The sequence below is a fragment of the Streptomyces sp. WP-1 genome (assembly GCF_030450125.1).
Classification (GTDB): domain Bacteria; phylum Actinomycetota; class Actinomycetes; order Streptomycetales; family Streptomycetaceae; genus Streptomyces; species Streptomyces incarnatus.
In genome coordinates this window covers 6,907,734-6,924,616 of the sequence record NZ_CP123923.1, presented here as the reverse complement: position 1 = coordinate 6,924,616, position 16,883 = coordinate 6,907,734, and the positions used below count along the sequence as shown (strand labels likewise).

13 protein-coding genes are annotated in these 16,883 nt (G+C 75.7%); 7 read left to right on the top strand and 6 right to left on the bottom strand.

The annotated features are described in order from the left end of the window. The first annotated feature begins 26 nt into the window (after positions 1–26). The 4 genes from QHG49_RS30775 (at position 27) to QHG49_RS30760 (ending at position 3,643) form a co-directional block, all read left to right on the top strand. Positions 27–992, top strand: coding sequence for an Lrp/AsnC family transcriptional regulator (locus QHG49_RS30775; RefSeq protein ID WP_301492081.1), 966 nt, complete (start codon positions 27–29; stop codon positions 990–992). Positions 993–1,095: 103 nt separating this feature from the next. Beyond that, positions 1,096–2,031, top strand: a complete 936-nt coding sequence (locus tag QHG49_RS30770) for a M56 family metallopeptidase (RefSeq protein WP_145492420.1) — start codon at positions 1,096–1,098, stop codon at positions 2,029–2,031. Positions 2,032–2,103: 72 nt separating this feature from the next. Further along, positions 2,104–2,814, top strand: coding sequence for an HAD family hydrolase (locus tag QHG49_RS30765; RefSeq protein WP_301492077.1), 711 nt, complete (start codon positions 2,104–2,106; stop codon positions 2,812–2,814). 157 nt (positions 2,815–2,971) lie between these two features. Then, entirely contained in the window at positions 2,972–3,643 is a 672-nt protein-coding gene (locus QHG49_RS30760) for a TetR/AcrR family transcriptional regulator (RefSeq protein WP_159698960.1), read from the top strand. Positions 3,644–3,717: 74 nt separating this feature from the next. Here QHG49_RS30760 and QHG49_RS30755 read toward each other — a convergent pair whose 3' ends face one another. After that, positions 3,718–4,227, bottom strand: coding sequence for a DUF6214 family protein (locus tag QHG49_RS30755; protein WP_301492970.1), 510 nt, complete (start codon positions 4,225–4,227; stop codon positions 3,718–3,720). A gap of 195 nt (positions 4,228–4,422) precedes the next feature. On the opposite strand from QHG49_RS30755, the gene QHG49_RS30750 reads away from it, so the two are divergent. Continuing rightward, entirely contained in the window at positions 4,423–5,757 is a 1,335-nt protein-coding gene (locus QHG49_RS30750) for an FAD-dependent oxidoreductase (RefSeq protein ID WP_301492076.1), read from the top strand. A gap of 69 nt (positions 5,758–5,826) precedes the next feature. Here QHG49_RS30750 and QHG49_RS30745 read toward each other — a convergent pair whose 3' ends face one another. Next, positions 5,827–6,183 (bottom strand): helix-turn-helix domain-containing protein, encoded by a 357-nt coding sequence (locus tag QHG49_RS30745; RefSeq protein WP_301492075.1) that lies wholly within the window; start codon positions 6,181–6,183, stop codon positions 5,827–5,829. 146 nt (positions 6,184–6,329) lie between these two features. Here QHG49_RS30745 and QHG49_RS30740 point away from each other — a divergent pair, with 146 nt between their 5' ends. Then, positions 6,330–7,409: an NADH:flavin oxidoreductase/NADH oxidase gene (locus QHG49_RS30740; protein WP_301492073.1), complete on the top strand. Its 1,080-nt coding sequence runs from the start codon at positions 6,330–6,332 to the stop codon at positions 7,407–7,409. 3 nt (positions 7,410–7,412) lie between these two features. Here QHG49_RS30740 and QHG49_RS30735 read toward each other — a convergent pair whose 3' ends face one another. The 3 genes from QHG49_RS30735 to QHG49_RS30725 form a co-directional block, all read right to left on the bottom strand. Next, the gene (locus tag QHG49_RS30735; RefSeq protein WP_370530591.1) at positions 7,413–11,729 is read right to left on the bottom strand and encodes an HAD-IC family P-type ATPase; all 4,317 of its coding nucleotides are present in this window, start codon (positions 11,727–11,729) and stop codon (positions 7,413–7,415) included. Between the two features lie 412 nt (positions 11,730–12,141). Then, positions 12,142–12,657 (bottom strand): hypothetical protein, encoded by a 516-nt coding sequence (locus tag QHG49_RS30730; RefSeq protein ID WP_301492069.1) that lies wholly within the window; start codon positions 12,655–12,657, stop codon positions 12,142–12,144. Between the two features lie 809 nt (positions 12,658–13,466). Next, a complete protein-coding gene (locus QHG49_RS30725) occupies positions 13,467–14,228 on the bottom strand; it encodes a PaaX family transcriptional regulator C-terminal domain-containing protein (protein WP_301492068.1) in 762 nt (253 codons plus the stop codon). Between the two features lie 83 nt (positions 14,229–14,311). On the opposite strand from QHG49_RS30725, the gene QHG49_RS30720 reads away from it, so the two are divergent. After that, on the top strand, positions 14,312–15,982 hold the full coding sequence (locus tag QHG49_RS30720) for a DNA alkylation response protein (protein ID WP_370530525.1): 1,671 nt from the start codon (positions 14,312–14,314) through the stop codon (positions 15,980–15,982). An 84-nt stretch (positions 15,983–16,066) separates the two neighbouring features. On the opposite strand, the gene QHG49_RS30715 is transcribed toward QHG49_RS30720, so the two are convergent. Then, entirely contained in the window at positions 16,067–16,648 is a 582-nt protein-coding gene (locus QHG49_RS30715; protein ID WP_301492067.1) for a hypothetical protein, read from the bottom strand. Between the last annotated feature and the right edge of the window lie 235 nt (positions 16,649–16,883).

Genomic DNA, 16,883 nt, shown 5'->3' with positions numbered 1-16,883 from the left:
ATCCGACACCGGCTAGCCTTGATCCGGTGGAATCCGACTACGACGAGCTGGACCGTCGGCTCGTGCACGCCCTGCAGATCGACGGCCGTGCACCGTTCAGCACGATCGCCGCGGTTCTGGGCGTCTCGGATCGCACCGTCGCGCGCCGCTACGCCCGGTTGCGGTCGGCCGGGTCGGTGCGGGTGCTCGGCGGGGTCGATCCCACCGCGCTGGGCGCCGTCCTGTGGTTCCTGAGGGTGCGCTGTGCGCCCGCCGCGTCGCTCCCGGTCGCCGAGGCGCTCGCCGCCCGCCCCGACACGTCCTGGGTGAGCCTCAACTCCGGTGGCACCGAGATCACTTGTGTGGTCCGCACCGAGAGCGAGGCGGACAGCGAGGCACTGCTGCTGGCCAAACTCCCCCGCACCCCGCGCGTGGAGGGCGTGACCGCGCACTCCGTGCTGCACGCCTTCTACGGCGGCCCGGACAACCTGGTCGGCAAACTTGGGTGGTTGGACGCGGCGGCGGTCGAGCGGCTGCGCCCGCCTCCGGTGCCGCACCGGCCGGGACCGGTACGGCTCGACGACGGCGACCGCAGGCTCCTCGCCCTGCTCGCCACCGACGGCCGGGCCGGGTACGAGCAACTGGCCGCGGCGACCGGCTGGTCGCCGACGACGGTCCGGCGCCGGATGACGGAGCTGCGCGAACACGGCGTGCTCTACCTGGACCTCGACGTCGACTGGCACGTGTTCGGCCAGAACGCCCGCACCCTGCTCTGGCTCTCGGTCGAACCCGCCCACCTGGAGGAGGCCGGCCGGGCGCTGGCCGGGCATCCGGAGATCGCCTTCGCCGCGGCCACCACCGGCCCGACCAATCTGTACGCGAGCGTGGTCTGCGCCAACCAGCGGGACCTGTACCGGTACCTGACCACCCGCATCGCCGCGCTCCCGGCCATCACCCACCTGGAGACGGCACCGGTGATCAGGACCGTCAAGCAGGCGGGCAACCGGATGTAGCCACGGCGGTGCGACGGGACGCGCGCCCGGGGCGCGTTGCCTGCGTCACTTCGGTGTGACGGACCGTACCGCCGGAGGGTCCCGCGCTCATAGGGTGCTGCCCATGATGGTCCCGGTGGTCCTGTTGCTGCTCGGCGCTCTCACCGCCGTCCTCGGTCCGCGGCTGCTCGCCCGCGCCGACTGGCCGGACCGCGAACCGGTCGTCGCCCTGTGGGCGTGGCAGTGCGTCGTGGCGGCCGTCCTGCTGTGCTGCGCGCTGTCGATGACGCTGAGCGCCGCCGCGGCCTGGGCGCCGGTGCGCGGGCAGGTGTTCGCGCGGGCGCCGCGCGCGGTCGTGGACGCGTACGCCCTCGGCACCGCGAGCCCCTGGGCGGCCACCACCGCCGTGCTGCTGGCCTGCGCCGGGCTGTGGAGCGCGGCCATGCTGGTGCGGGAGATCGTACGATCCGGCGCGCGACGGCGTGCGCAGCGGGCCGAACTCCTGGTGCGCGCGCCGCTGTTGCCCGGTGAGGAGCCGGGAGAGGGGCGGCTCGTGGTGCTGGAGGACGGGCGGCCCGACGCCTGGTGGCTGGCCGGTGCGACGCCCCGGCTGGTCGTCACCACGGCCGCGTTGCGGCGCCTGAAGGAGCGCCAGCTGGACGCGCTGCTGGCCCATGAGAGGGGGCACGCGCAGGCCCGGCACGACTGGCTGCTGCACTGCTCGGCGGCGCTCGCGGACGGGTTCCCGCAGGTACCGGTGTTCGCCGCGTTCCGGGACGAGATGCACCGGCTGGTCGAGCTGGCCGCCGACGACACCGCCTCGCGGCGCTTCGGCCGGCTGACGACCGCGCTCGCACTGGTCGAACTCAACGAGGAGCGGGGCGTGTTCGGCCCCAGTCCGACCCCCGAGGCGCATGTGCCCCAGCGGGTGGACCGGCTCCTCACCCCGCCCGACCGGCTCCCCGCCCTGCACCGGCTGCGGCTCACGGCGGTCGCCGCGCTGGTACCGGCACTCCCGGTGCTGCTGACGCTGGTGCCGGGACTGCGCGCGCTGGGCTGAACATGGTCCGACACCCTCGGCCGACCACGGTTCAACTCCCTTGCGAGTGGCCCTGGCCAGGGTCGGCCGCATGTGACTGCCGTGCTGTTCGACTTCTCCGGGACGCTGTTCCGCGTCGGGTCCACCGGGTCCTGGCTGCGGGCGACGCTGGACGGGACCGGGCGGGACCTTCCCGAGCCCGAACTGAAGGAAGCGGCACGGGCGTCGGAGGCGGCCGGCGCGCTGCCGGGCGGGGTGGCGCCGGTGCGGGTGCCCGAGGGGCTGGCCGGGCTGTGGGCGCGCCGGGACGAGAGCGCGGAGCTGCACCGGGCGGCGTTCACGGGCATGTCCCGGCTGGTGCCGCTGCCCGATCCCGGTCTGCATGACGCGCTCTACGCGCGGCACATGACCCCCGCCGCCTGGACCGCCTACCCGGACGCCCCGGAGGTGCTGCGCGTCCTGCGCGAGCGCGGTATCGGCGTGGCGGTGGTCAGCGACATCGGCTGCGATCCGCGCCCGGTCTTCCGCGCGCACGGCCTCGCCCCGTTCGTGGGCGCCTGTGTGCTGTCGTACGAGCACGGGGTGCGGAAGCCGGACGTGCGGCTGTTCTCGGTCGCCTGCGCGGCGCTCGGCGCCGATCCCCGGCGGACGCTGATGGTCGGTGACAGCAGGGAGGCGGACGGGGGCGCGGCGGCGCTCGGCTGCCGGGTGCACTTCGTGGACCATCTGCCGGCCGCCGACCGCCCCGACGCGCTGCTGCCGGTTCTCGACCTGGCCGCGGGTCTCGCCTCGGACCCGGCCTGACCGTTTCCCGGCCGGTCCCCCGGTGTCCGACGGACGCGCACCGTCCGCCGAGGTGATCCCCCGCGTCACCCCGGCAGACGGCAGCTCGGACCGGACCCGTGGGTTCCGGATGCGTTGAGTATAGTTGGCTGGCAGCCAGTCAACGCAGGAGTCCAGCATGTCCCCGCGCAGCGCCTCGGTCAATGAAGAGTTGCGAAGGCGTTCCCGGGAGCGGCTGCTCCAGGCCGCCGTGGAGCTGGTGGACGAGCGGGGCTTCGAGGCCACGACGCTCGGCGACATCGCGGACCGCGCCGGTTCCGCCCGCGGTCTGGTGTCGTACTACTTCCCCGGCAAGCGCCAGCTGGTGCAGTCCGCCGTGCACCGGCTGATGCACCGCACGCTGGAGGAGGCGCTGGAGCGGCCCCCGCGCAGCGAGGACGGCCGGGAGCGGCTGGCACGTGCCGTCGACGCGATCCTCGGGCTGGCCCGCGACCGGCCGGTGCTGATGCGCCAGCACATGGCGGGGCTGCTCCAGGCCGAGGGCTTCGTGGAGTGCCCGGAGCAGCGGCGGCTCTCGGAGCTGCTCGGTGACACGGTCGCCCGGTACGGCTCGGCGGCGGATGTGACGGCCGGCTACCCGATGCTGCGGGCCCAGCTGATGGGCGCGGTGTACGCGGCCCTGGTCCCGGGTGTGCCCATGCCGGTTCCCGCGCTGCGCGCCGAGCTGTTCCGGCGCTACGGGCTCGACTGGGAGCTGGGGGTGCCGCCGGAGCGGGACGCCGGGTGCGGGACCGCGGGACGCGATCTGTCGCGGTTCTTCGCGACCGGGGAGCGCCCGGAGGGGTCGTAGCGGATCCGAGGGGTCGTAGCGGATCCGAGGAGTCGTAGCGGATCCGAGGAGTCGTAGCGGCTCTGGGACGACGGCTAGCGGCGGGCATGCCTGGGTGTCAGCAGGCCCGCGTCCCTGGCCCGGGCGATCAGGCCGAGGGAGCGCCGGCGACCGTGGCCGGTCGCCCGCATCACGGCGAGCACCGGGTCGGCGCCCGCCGCCTGGGCGGCGCGGTACTCCCGGGCGAGCAGCAGCCGGCCCTCGGCCCCGCGCGGCCAGGCCGGGCGGGCCCGCCGCCGGGCCGCGCGGGAGGTGCCGTGACCGGGGTCGTCGTGGTGCGCCGCCGGGGCCGGGGTACGGCCCGCGGCCCGCTCCGCCGCCCAGAACGCCTCCAGGAGCGGCTCCTCGATCCAGTCCGCGAGGACGGTGAGGTCGTCCAGGGAGAGGGCGGGGCGGGCCCGGATCTCCTCGACGCAGACGCTGCCCCCGTCGCTGACGACGGCCAGGGCGTCGACCCCGGCGCCGTCGGGGAAGTCCAGCCGGACGTACAGCCAGGACAGGGTGCCGCCGTGCTCGCGCACCTCCCACGCGGGCCACACGGACAGCGCGCCGTCCTCCGCGTTCCGCTCGGAAAGATCAAGAAAGGATGCTTCGAGCACCTACGCAACGTATCCGCGCGCACACCCTCCATACGGTGGGACACGCGCCCGCGTCACCCCGCCGGGCTCTGCCCTCGTGGCCCCGTCGGTGGGACCCTGGAGACGTCCGCGCACTCTCCTTTCGCTGTCAGGAGTACCGCCGTGCTGCGAGTCGCCGTCGTCGGATCCGGACCGAGCGGGTGCTATGCCGCCCAGCAGCTCGTCCAGCAGGACCCCGAGGTGCGCGTGGACGTGCTGGACCGGCTGCCGTGCCCGTACGGACTGGTCCGGTACGGCGTCGCCCCGGACCACGAGAAGATCAAGTCGCTCCAGGCGAGCCTGCGTACGGTGCTGGAGCACGAGCGGGTGCGGTTCCTCGGCGGGGTGCGGGTCGGCGGGTCCGACGGGGTGCCGGTGAAGGTGCTGCGCGGGCTGTACGACGCGGTGGTGTACTGCGTGGGCGCCGCCACCGACCGCCGCCTCGGCATCCCCGGCGAGGAGCTGCCGGGCTGCTGGTCGGCGACCGAGTTCGTGGCCTGGTACAGCGCGCACCCGGACGCGGCCGACACGGGTTTCCTGCGGGACGTGCGCTCGGCGGTGGTGATCGGCGCGGGCAATGTGGCGGTGGACGTCACCCGGATGCTGATGCGTGACGCGGCCGAGCTGCGGCCGACGGACATGCCGCAGGGGGCGCTGGACGCGCTGGCGGCAAGCGGGATCGGCGAGGTGCGGATGGTGGCGCGGCGCGGCCCCGCGCAGGCCCGCTTCACCACCAAGGAGCTGCGGGAGCTGGGCACCCTGCCCGGCACCCAAGTCGTGGTGGAGCCGGGCGACTTGGCGCTCGATCCGGTCGGCCCCGAGACGCTGCCCGCGGTGCAGCGGCGCAATCTGGAGGTGCTGCGCGCCTGGGCGGAGCAACCCCCTTCGCAGGCCGGGCGGCACATCCGGCTGCGCTTCTTCCTGCGTCCCGTGGAGCTGCTGGCGGACGGCGGCCGGGTGGGCGCGGTCCGCTTCGAGCGCACGGCGCCGGACGGGCGGGGCGGGGTGACGGGTACGGGGCGGTACGAGGAGATGCCCGCGCAGCTGGTGCTGCGCTCGGTGGGCTATCGCGGGGTACCGCTGGAGGGGCTGCCGTTCGACGAGTCGAGCGGCACGGTCCCGCACACGGCGGGGCGGGTGGTGCGTGACGGCGTGGCCGCGCCCGGGGAGTACGTCGCCGGGTGGATCAAGCGGGGCCCGTCGGGCGTGATCGGCACCAACCGGCCCTGCGCCAAGGAGACGGTGGCCTCACTGCTCGCGGACGCCCCCGGGCTGGCGCGCTCCGACGCGCCCGAGGACGCGGTGCCCGCGCTGCTGGCGGCCGGGTTCGAGCCGGTGGCCTGGGACGGCTGGCTGGCGATCGAGCGGGCGGAGACCGAGCTGGGCGCGCGGCTGGGCCGGGGTGTGGTCAAGCTGGCCGACTGGGACACCCTGCTGGCGGTGGCCCGGTCGTCGTGACCCGGCCGTAGCCCCGACACGGTGCCGTCGTAACCGCTCGCATCCGCTCGTAACCGTCGACCCGCGCGCTCAGGTGTCGTCGCCGAGGCGGGCGTGCTGGCGCTCGGCGGCGGCGAGGAGGGCGTCGAGCAGGCCGGGGAAGAGGTCGTCCAGGTCGTCTTGCCGCAAACCGCTCATCTTGGCCGTGCCCCGGTAGCACTGCCGGATGACGCCGCTCTCGCGCAGCACCCGGAAGTGGTGCGTGGAGGTGGACTTGGTGACCGGCAGGTCGAAGCGGGAGCAGGACAACTCGTCGGGCGCCATGGAGAGTTCGCGGACGATGCGCAGCCGTACCGGGTCCGAGAGCGCGTGCAGCACGGTCTCCAGTCGGATCTCCGCCCGGCCGGGGTGCGGCAGCACCCGGCCGGGAGCGGCGGTCTCGGTCACGGCGTCCCACCTTCGTCGCTGGCGTCATGGAACTTTTACGCCCCCGCATTGTACGAGAGCTATCGTAGTTTGACATCTCTCGTACTACGAGGTTTATCGTACGACGAGTTCTGCGGTCCGGGACGAATGACGAAACGGAGTCTGTCGTGAGCGTGCTGTTCGAACCCGTCACCCTGCGCGAGGTGACCATCCCCAACCGGGTGTGGATGCCCCCGATGTGCCAGTACTCGGCCGACTCCGCGGGCCCGCTCACCGGCGCCCCGAACGACTGGCACCTCGCGCACTACGGGGCGCGGGCCACCGGCGGCACCGGTCTGATCGTGGTCGAGGCCACCGCGGTCTCCCCCGAGGGCCGGATCTCCCCCTACGACCTCGGCCTGTGGAACGACACCCAGGTGGAGGCCTTCCGCCGGCTCACCCGCTTCCTGTCCGCCCAGGGCACGGTGGCGGGCGTGCAGCTCGCGCACAGCGGCCGCAAGGCCTCGACCGAGCGGCCCTGGAAGGGCGGCGCGCCGCTCGGCCCAAAGGGCCACGGCTGGCAGCCCCTCGCTCCGAGCCCGCTGCCCTTCAGCGAGGCCCACCCGGTTCCCACCGAGCTGACGGTCGATCAGATCAGGGAGATCGCCGGGCAGTTCGGGCAGGCCGCGCGCCGGGCGCTGGAGGCGGGCTTCGAGGTCGTGGAGATCCACGGCGCCCACGGCTACCTGATCAACGGGTTCCTCTCGCCGCACTCCAACCACCGCACCGACGCCTACGGCGGCTCGTACGAGAACCGCGTCCGCTTCGCACTGGAGGTCGTGGACGCCGTACGCGAGGAGTGGCCCGCGGACAAGCCGCTGTTCTTCCGCGTCTCGGCCACCGACTGGCTGGAGGAGGGCGGCTGGACCGCGGACGACACGGTCCGGCTGGCCCGCGATCTGCGCGCCCATGGCGTCGACCTCCTCGACGTCTCCACCGGCGGCAACGCCTCCGGCGTCCGCATCCCGGCCGGGCCCGGCTACCAGGTCCCGTTCGCCGCCCAGGTGAAGGCCGAGACCGGCCTCCCGGTGGCGGCCGTCGGCCTGATCACCGAGGCCGAGCAGGCCCAGAAGATCGTGGCGAACGGCGAGGCCGACGCCGTCCTGCTCGGCCGCGAGCTGCTGCGCGACCCCTCCTGGGCCCGGCACGCCGCACGCCGGCTGGGCGGCGACGTGCGGGTGCCGGAGCAGTACCTGCGCTCGGTGTGAGCCTCAGGACGGCAGCAGTCGTACGACCGTCTCCTCCAGGCGGGGCAGCGCGCGCTGGCCCGCCAGGGCGAGGGCGATGGCGACGGCCACGCCGGCCCAGGCGAACGGACCCAGCGGGGTGCAGCCGAAAGCGCGGCTGAGCACCGGGGTCTGGACGACGGCGACGAGCACGGCGGCCGAGCCCAGTGAGGTGATCTGCACCAGCCTGCTGTCGCGCCGGTCCAGGAGGGTCTGCATCAGCTGGGTGCCGACCACCCCGCACAGCGCCATGGTGCTGGAGCGGCGGGCGGTGCCCGGGGTGAAGCGGCCGATCAGCCAGGCGGTGAGCGCGCCCAGGCAGGTGGTCAGCGCCCGGTGCCTGATCTGCCGCAGCAGCGGGTCGCCCAGCACCCCGGCGGCCTCCTCCACATGGGCGAGGTCCGCCTCGCCCTCCTTCTCCGTGACGGCGACCGCCATCGACGGGAACAGGTCGGTGAACAGGTTCACCATCAGCATCTGCCGGGTGGACAGCGGCGCCCGCCCGGACACCAGGGTGCCGATCAGGCCGAAGCCGACCTCGCCCGCGTTGCCGCCGATGAGGATGGCGATCGCGTCGGCGACGCTGTGCCACAGGGCGCGGCCCTCGCCGACCGCGTCGATCAGGACCGTGAGGTCGTCGGCGGTGAGCACGATGTCGGCGGCGTTGCGGGCGGCGGCCGAGCCACGGGCGCTGATGCCGACGCCGATGTCGGCGGCGCGGATGGCCGCCGCGTCGTTGGCGCCGTCGCCGACCATGCCGACCACCCGGCCGGCGTCCCGCAGCGCCTCCACGACCTGGAGCTTCTGCTCGGGCGCCACCCGCGCCACCACACCCGCGTCGCGCAGCATCCGGGCCCGTGCCCCCCGGTCGGCCGCGGCCAGTTCGTCACCGGTGACCACCACGGTGTCCTCGGGCCAGCCCAGTTCGGCGGCGATGGCCCGCGCGGTCTGCGGATGGTCGCCGGTGAGCACGACGGGCCGTACGCCCGCCTCCAGCAGCCCCTTCACCAGTGCCGTGGAGGTGTCGCGCGGTACGTCGGACAGCGCCAGCACTCCGGCGAACTCCAGGCCCTGGAGCGGCTGTTCGAGTACGGCGGACTCGTCCTCCCCGCTGTCGAGGCGCCGTTCGGCCACCGCCAGGACGCGCAGTCCCGAACCGGCCAGCTCCTGGGCCGCGTCGGCGGCGCCCGCCGGGAGACCGGTGCAGGCGGGCAGTACGGTCTCGGGGGCGCCCTTGACCACCAGGACACGGGAGCCGTCCCCGGTGCGTCCGACGGCGGCCGCGTAGCCCCGGGCGGCCTCGAAGGGCAGCCCGGCGAGCTGGGTCCAGTCGGGATCGGGGCGGGCCGCGTCCAGGACGGCCTCGTCGGTGGCGTGCACCGGCCGCTCGGAGCCGCCGTCGAAGCGGGGGCAGGCCCGGACGGCGGCCCGTACGGTGTCCGCGGACCCGGCGGCGGCCACGGCACGCACGGTGCCCTCGGCGTCGGAGACCCGCACCAGGCGCAGCCGGTTCTCCGTGAGCGTGCCGGTCTTGTCGAAGCAGATGGTGTCCATCCGGCCGAGCGCCTCCAGGGTGCGCGGGGTGCGCACCAGGACACCGACGCGGCTGAGCCGGCGGGCCGCGGCCAGCTGGGCGACGGTGGCCACCAGGGGCAGCCCCTCCGGTACGGCGGCCACCGCGACCGCCACCCCGCCGCTGACCGCCTCCCGGATCGGGGTGCCGCGCAGCAGCGCGAGGCCGGTCACCGCGGCGCCGCCCGCCAGGGTCAACGGCAGTGCCTTGCGGGTGAGTTCCTGGAGACGGGCCTGCACGCCGGCGGCCGGGGGCGTGCGCGCGGCGAGGTGCACGGCGCGGGCGGCCTCGGTGTGCTCGCCGGTGTCGACCACGACGGCACGGGCCTCGCCCGCCACCACGGTCGTGCCCTCGAAGACCATGCAGCTGCGGTCGGCGACCGGGGCGTGCGGGGTGGGGTCGGTGTCCTTCTCCACCGGCAGGGACTCGCCGGTGAGCGCGGACTCGTCGACCTCCAGGCCCTCCTGCCACAGCAGCCGGGCGTCGGCGGGCACCACGTCGTCGCCCTTGAGCTGGATCACATCGCCCGGCATGAGCTTGCCCGCCTCCACGGTGCGGGTGCCGCCGGCCGGTGCCTCCGCCGCCCCGGGCACCACGCGCGCCTTGCGCTTCTGGTCCGCGACCAGACCGGACAACGCCCGCTCGGCGCGCAGCCGTTGGACCCCGCCGACCAGGGCGTTCAGATCGAGGGCGCCGACCACGAGCAGGGCGTCCACGGCCGAGCCGAGGATCGCGGAGGCGGCCGAGCCGACCGCGAGGACCGGGGTGAGCGGGTCGTGCAGCTCGCCCCGGACGGCCTGGCCCAGCTGGTAGGACCAGCGCACGGGGGCGACGAGCGGATGCCGGTAGACCCCGTCGGCCGCCTCGCGCAGCCCCTCGGCCAGCGTGCCCAACGGCGTGCTCCCGGCGCCGGGTTGGTGTTCGAGCCGGTCCCTGGCCTGGTCCGGGTCCAGTTCGTGCCAGTGCACCCGGGGGCGGGGGTGCGGGGCGCGGGCCACCGCCACGCCGAGCGCGGCCCGCATCCCGGACAGCAGGGCCATGGCGGCGCCCGCGTCGACGGGCGCGTGCCGCAGCCCCGGCAGCATGGCGAACCGCCGCCGGCCGCCCTTGGCCTCGCCGACGGCCACGAGGAGTCCGGACAGGGCCGCGCCGGAGCGGGCCAGGGTCTGGGACCGGCCGCCAACCGCGCGGGCGGCCGGGATCGCGATCAGCACCCGCCACACGTCGGGCAGGCCGTGCAGGGCCAGCATGTCCGCGCCCCACACCACCGCGCCGTCCCGGTCGGTGAGGGCGACGGCGACATCGCTGGCGCGCAGCGCGGCCAGGACGTCGCTCTCCTCGGCCGAGCGCACCCGGGCGACGGTGAGCACGGTGTGCGTCTCGCCGCGCGCCTCGTGGACCACGTCGTCCAGCGGCCGGCGGGCGTCCACGACCCGGTCGGCGAGGCCGGTGAAGTCCTCCAGGGCGGGATCGTCCACCAGTACCACCCGCAGCCCGGCCCGGCGGGCGGCGTCCAGCACCGGCTCGGCCCACGGGTCCGCCTCGCCGTCCGCGCCGCGTAGCGCGCCGGCGTGCAGGACGACGGTCCCGGCCATGTCCAGCCGGCGCAGCCGCTCCGGGTCCCGGACCAGGACCCCGGTCCGGGACAGGGCGGCGCTGAGGACGGCGTGGAAGGCGGCGGGGCCGTAGCGGGCGGCCTTGGGGGAACCGGCGAGGACCGCCTCGGCCGCCTCGGTGCCGTCGTGCTTGACCAGCAGGGTGGCGGCGGCGCCCAGGACACTGCCGGCCGAGGCGTGGGAGGCGTACTCCTGGGCGGGCGACTCCCGCAGCGGCGGCCGGGGCTCGCCGCCGGGGGCGAGGCTGACGCGGCCGGGGGCGCACAGGTCGTCGTGCACCGCGTCGAAGGCGGCGGCGCGGGCCACGGTCTCGGCGACCTGGCAGGCGCGCAGGGTGCCGTCGAGCAGCAGCGACGCGGGGGTCTGCCCGAGCCCGTGCACGGTGGCGTTGGCGGTGGCCAGCACCAGGTCCATACGGTCGGGGCCGAGGCGGGCACGCAGCCAGGCGCGGAACCGGGGGTTCTCCCGCAGCAGCGTCACCACGGCGGTCAGCAGCCGGGGCGAGGGCGGCAGCCGCAGCGCGTACCCGGTGACCGCGACGGCGGTGCCCAGCGCGTCGGCCCCGAACGTCGCCACGGCGGTGCGCACCCCGGCCGGATCGGCCGGGTGTGTGGTCTCCTCCACGTCCCCGGCGGCCAGTTCGAACCCGTGCCGGGCGGCGAGCCGCGCGGCGTGCTCGATCACGTCATCGGTGGCCTCCTCCTCGGTCGCGCTCACGACGAGCCGGGCGAGGCCGTCGTCCCAGTAGGCGAAGAGCACGTCGGGGCGGTCGGCGAGGGTCTGGGCGATGCGGCGGGCGATGTGGGGGGTGGGGTGCGGGGGCGGGGGTGGCGGCTCGGGAGTGGGCGGGGGTCCGGGGGGTGGGGGTGCGGTCGCGGTCGCGGGGGGTTCGGGGGCCCGGTGCTCGGGGGTGGGGTGTTCGGGGGCGGGGTGTTCGGGGGCGGGGTGTTCGGGGGCGGGGGGTGTCGTGGGGTCTGTGGGGCCGGTGGCGGGGCCGGGAGTCGGGGTGTTGCCTGCGGGGCCGGTGGCGGGGCCGGGCATCGGGGTGCCTGCGGGGCCGGTGGCGGGGCCGGGCATCGGGGTGCCTGCGGGGCCGGTGGCGGGGCCGGGCATCGGGGTGCCTGCGGGGCCGGTGGCGGGGCCGGGAGTCGGGGTGTTGCTTGCGGGGCCGGTGGCGGGCTCGGGGGTCGGGGGTGCGCTGGTTTCGCCCGGCGACGGCTCGGGGGGTGGGGGCTGGGTGCCGGTCCCACCGGTGGGAGGCGTGGGTGCGACGGGGCGGAGGGCGAGGTGGGCGCGGGTGCCCGAGCGCCAGTGGTCGCCGGAGCCGGGGAGGGCGTTGCGGGCGACGCGGGCGACCCGTGCGGCGGCGTCCATGCCGCGCACGCCGGCCCGCGCGGTGCCCGCGGCCGCGCCGGCGGCCACCCCCACCGCGGGCGCTGCGGAGCGGGCCAGCAGGCGTGGTGCGGCGGGCAGCAGCCGGAGGGTGGCCCGCGGCACGGTGAACAGACCTGGCAAGGGGCTCTCCTCAGCGGGTGGTGCGGTCGGGGCGCGCGGTGGGGCCGAGGGGGCCGGTCACCGTCTTCGGGGTGGTGTCCTGGGCGCCTTCGGCGGGGACGGGCCCGGGTCCGGTTCGGTGGCCGTGTCCGTGTCCGCCCTCGCCGTGGTGCCGGTGGGGCTGCTCCTGGGGGCCGTGCGCGTGCGGGTCCGCGCCGGACCGGAGCGCGGCGGTACCGAGATCGTGCGGAGCCTCAGCTTGATCCTCGCCGGTCCCGTCGCCGTGCCGGCCGGGCCGGGGCTGGGTGAGCCAGGCCACCGCCGCGCCGGTCAGCGCCACGGGCCACTCCACGACGCCCGCCGCGCCGAGCACGCCCGCTCCGGCGTACACCGCGATGCGCCGCCCGCGCGGGGAGACGGCGCCCACCTTGTCCAGGGTCTCCTCAGCGGCGCGACCCACCGCCGCGGCACCCGGCACCTTGCGCAGCACCGAGGCGGCACCGCGCAGGGGCGCCATGAGGACCGACGACGCGTTCTGTTCAGCCATGACTCTCCTCGGGTGAGATCGTCGTCCGATTTGCCCCACCGAGTCCCCGCGACCGTGCCGGTCATCCTCCTGTCTCCCAGGGAACGCCCTGCGCGCCGGGCGCGCCACCTGCTGGGAGAGGGGCCGGGGGGTGGGTCGGTCACCGGGGGCGTTGGGCTGTCGTGGCCGGGGTGCCTGGAGGACCGGAGGAGGGAGGGTGCGGGGGGTTGCTCCGCATGGGGTGGGGGGCGGAGTTCTTGGGCTGGGGGGCGCGGCGGGGCAGAAGGGCGTGGCGGGTGATGCCGGGCTCGGCGGTGGGGGGTGGCAGGCATCGCGCGGTCGGTGGCGGTGGCGGTGGCGTCGTGATCGATGGAGGGCGTAGGGCCCCGGTCAGGTGGTGCCACGGTCGACAGAGGGGCACGGAGTCGGCGGCTGGTGTCATGGTCGGCAGCGGCGGACGCGGCTCCCCGCCCGGTGCCGTACTCCGCGTCGACGGCGCGATTTCCTACGACTGCTACCGATCCCGGCGGCGAAGGACCGGAGCCCCTACGGGCCGTGCCGTCATGGCCGACCGGGATCCCTCGCGAGCACCATCGGCGGGCCGTGTTGCCGCGCCGACGGTGCCCCACTCGGCGCTGGCGGCCACGCCAGTCCCTGGCCGCTCGGCAGCCCGTCTCACCCCGCTGCCAGCGCCCGACCACGACTCCCCCGCGCTCCCGGCCCCGCGCCAGACACGCCCGGCCAGCGCCGACACGCGAGCGCCCCCTCGTACCGCCCCGTGCCGTGCCGTACTACCACCCGACGAAAGCCCGCTCCCCGTCAGCACCCCCTCACCCCTTCACGCTCCCCTCCACCCCGACCGACGCCCCCACCTCCCGCTGGTACCCGGCGTACGCCGAGCGCAGTTCAGGCCCCGGCCAGGCCGGGGGGAGGAGGGCCGGGGGGAGGACGGGGTCGCCGAGGAGGTGGCGGACGATCGCGGCGAAGGCGGTCAGCCGGTCGGCGGGGCGGGGGGCGTCGGATGCGGACCTGAGCAGGGTGTGGGCGGTGCTCGCCCAGGCGGTCAGGGGCCACAGGCGCGCGACGAGGTCGTGCGCGGGCTCGTCCGGGCGGGCGGTGTACGTCGCCGCCACCTGGCGGAGTCCGTCCGGCAGCGGCCGGTCGAGGTTGGCCGGGCGCAGCCACACGCCCTCGCGCAGCTCGGCCAGCCGCAGCGCGGTCAACCGGGCGCGCAGCTCGGCGCGTTCGGCCGCGCCGCGCCCCGTCGCCGTGACGACCACCATCTCCCAGTCGCCGTCCCACGCCCGGGTGCGGGGGTGGACCGCGTCGTCCTGGCGGCGCTGCCTGGCCAGCAGCCGCTCGCTGAGCCCGTGGACCCCGTCCGCGCGCCACAGGTCGCCCGCGGCCACCATCCGGCTCAGCGCGGCCCGCAGCGTGGAGCCGCCGATGCCGAAAGGCTCGACCAGCCGTACGAGGTCCTTCACCGGCAGCTCGGGCGGATGGACGGCCAGGAGCATGCTCAGCACGACCGACCGGGCGGACAGGGGCCGCAGACCGGCCGCCGCAGGCCCGGCCGACACGTTCACGCGCATGGGCACGTACTTTACGTGCGCCCCCTGGTCCTCACGCGCGCCCCCTTGTTGCACTATTGCGACAGCCGCAGGGAAAGCGCAACATGACGCGTATGGCCTCCACGCAGACAGAGACGCAGCCGCCGGTCGCGACCCACGACGTCACCAACCAGCCCCCGCCCCTCGCCCCCTACGACGCCTCCGAGGACACCGCCCTCCTGGAGGGCCTGCGCCGCGAGGGCGCCGAGTGGGCCGAGGCGGAGATCCGCCGGCTCGGCGCCCGCGCCGGCAGCGCGGAGGCCCAGGAGTGGGGCGAGCTGGCGAACCTGCACGAGCCGGTGCTGCGCACCCACGACCGCTACGGCAACCGCGTCGACGAGGTGGACTTCCACCCCAGTTGGCACCATCTGATGCGGGCCGCGGTCGGGGCCGGCCTCGCCGGTTCGGCCTGGGCGGACGAGCGGCCCGGCGCCCATGTGGCCCGTACCGCGGGCGGGTTGGTGTGGGGGCACACCGAGGCGGGGCACGGCTGTCCGACGTCGATGACGTACGCCGCCGTACCCGCCCTGCGCGCGCAGCCCGAACTGGCCAAGGTGTACGAGCCGTTGCTGACCAGCCGGGAGTACGAGCCCGGGCTGCGGGTGCCGGCCGAGAAGCCCGGGCTGATCGCCGGGATGGGCATGACCGAGAAGCAGGGCGGCTCGGACGTGCGGACGAACACCACGGCGGCCACGCCCACCGGCGAGCCCGGCGTGTACACGCTGCGCGGGCACAAGTGGTTCACGTCGGCGCCCATGTCCGACGTCTTCCTCGTCCTGGCGCAGGCTCCCGGCGGCCTGTCCTGCTTCCTGGTGCCGCGCATACTGCCGGACGGCAGCCGCAACGCGTTCCGCATCCAGCGCCTGAAGGACAAGCTGGGCAACCGCTCCAACGCGTCCTCGGAGCCGGAGTTCGACCGGACCGTCGCATGGCTGGTGGGGCCCGAGGGACGGGGTGTGAAGACCATCATCGAGATGGTCAACTGCACGCGCCTGGACTGCGTGATGGGCTCGGCGACGCTGATGCGCAAGACGCTGGTCGAGGCCGGTCATCACGCCCGTCACCGGAGCGCGTTCGGGGCCCGGCTGCTCGAACAGCCGCTGATGCGCAATGTGCTGGCGGACCTCGCGCTGGAGTCGGAGGCGGCGACCACCCTCACGCTGCGGCTGGCCGGGGCCGCGGACCGCGCGGTGCGCGGGGACGCCGGGGAGCGCGCCTTCCGGCGGATCGCCACGGCCGTCGGCAAGTACTGGGTCACCAAGCGGGGGCCCGCGTTCACCGCCGAGGCCCTGGAGTGCCTGGGCGGCAACGGGTACGTGGAGGAGTCCGGTATGCCCCGGCACTACCGGGAGGCCCCGCTGCTGTCCATCTGGGAGGGGTCGGGCAACGTCAACGCGCTGGACGTGCTGCGCGCCCTCGGCCGCGAACCGGGCGCCGCCGACGCCCTGTTCACCGAGCTGGCCCTCGCCCGGGGCGCGGACGCCCGCCTGGACTCCGCCGTCGCCGCCCTCAAGGCCGAGCTGCCCCGGGCCGACCAGCTGAGCGCCCGCCGCCTGGTCGAACGCATGGCGCTCGCCCTCCAGGCATCCCTCCTGGTCCGCCACGCCCCCCAGCCGGTCGCGGACGCCTTCTGCGCGACCCGCCTGGCCGGCGACTGGGGCCAATCCTTCGGCACCCTGCCCCCCGGAACGGACCTGGCCGCGATCCTGGAACGCTCCCTGCCCGACCACGACTGAACCCGCCGAACCGACACGGGCCCGGCCACCTCCGACCGGACCCGTACGGGTCCCGAGGTCGGCGTTTCGGCGGGGGGCGGCCGCTCAGACCGTGCGTCCCCAGCGCGGTCCCAGCCGGGCCCATTCCGTGTCCCAGGCGGTCATCCGGCGGCGCTCCAGCCGGGCGCGCAGCAGGCACCCGCCGGTGAAGGGGACGAGCGCGGCGCCGAGTCCCGCCAGGGTTCCGACGAGGTCGGCCCGGAAGGCGGCCTGGCCGGGGGCGACGGGGCTGCCGACGAGGTGGCCGCGGGAATCGGTCCAGACGGTGACCCTGGTGCCGATCCCGCTGCCGGCGGCCGCACGGACCCGGCCGGTGTGCACGGAGCCGTCGGCCACCGTCCAGCGCACCTCGGCCCAGCCCCGGGGGTTGTGGGACACGTGCCGGCGCCCGGCGGGCGCGTCCGGGATCTCGGCGACGACATGGGCGACGGCGGGGCGCCAGTCGGCGCGTTCACGGGCGAGTCCCTGCGCCACCGACCGCGCCACCATGAGCCCGGCCAGCACCCCGGCGAGCACGGTCAGCAGCCCGACGCCGAGCACCACCCAGCCCTCCACCACGTCCGCCCGGCGCCTGAGCGGATTGCGCCGCCACCGCCACAGCCACACCCTGGGACTCCGGAACGCCATCAAGGGCATCCTCCTCGCGACCGCAAAGACCGGCCGGACCGCCCTCCTTCGGGGAGGAATCGTTCCGTTGCTCATGACAAGCCGTCCTCGACGTTCGCACGCGCGGCCCGCCTCGCGCAGGCGCATCGGGGAACGGACCTCGCGGCTCCTCGCCGGAATCCGATCTCACCCCCGCTGAGCTGGGGCGACGGCCGCTCCAGGGGGACTGTCAGTGGTGGGGTGCAGACTGGCCGAC

What these genes read in the sequence shown, in the direction of transcription:
- QHG49_RS30770 (WP_145492420.1), top strand. Translation starts at nt 1,096, where the DNA reads ATGATGGTCCCGGTGGTCCTGTTGCTGCTCGGCGCTCTCACCGCCGTC.
- QHG49_RS30760 (WP_159698960.1), top strand. Translation starts at nt 2,972, where the DNA reads ATGTCCCCGCGCAGCGCCTCGGTCAATGAAGAGTTGCGAAGGCGTTCC.
- QHG49_RS30735 (WP_370530591.1), bottom strand. Translation starts at nt 11,729, where the DNA reads ATGCCCGGCCCCGCCACCGGCCCCGCAGGCACCCCGATGCCCGGCCCC.
- QHG49_RS30730 (WP_301492069.1), bottom strand. Translation starts at nt 12,657, where the DNA reads ATGGCTGAACAGAACGCGTCGTCGGTCCTCATGGCGCCCCTGCGCGGT.
- QHG49_RS30725 (WP_301492068.1), bottom strand. Translation starts at nt 14,228, where the DNA reads ATGCGCGTGAACGTGTCGGCCGGGCCTGCGGCGGCCGGTCTGCGGCCC.
- QHG49_RS30720 (WP_370530525.1), top strand. Translation starts at nt 14,312, where the DNA reads ATGACGCGTATGGCCTCCACGCAGACAGAGACGCAGCCGCCGGTCGCG.
- QHG49_RS30715 (WP_301492067.1), bottom strand. Translation starts at nt 16,648, where the DNA reads ATGGCGTTCCGGAGTCCCAGGGTGTGGCTGTGGCGGTGGCGGCGCAAT.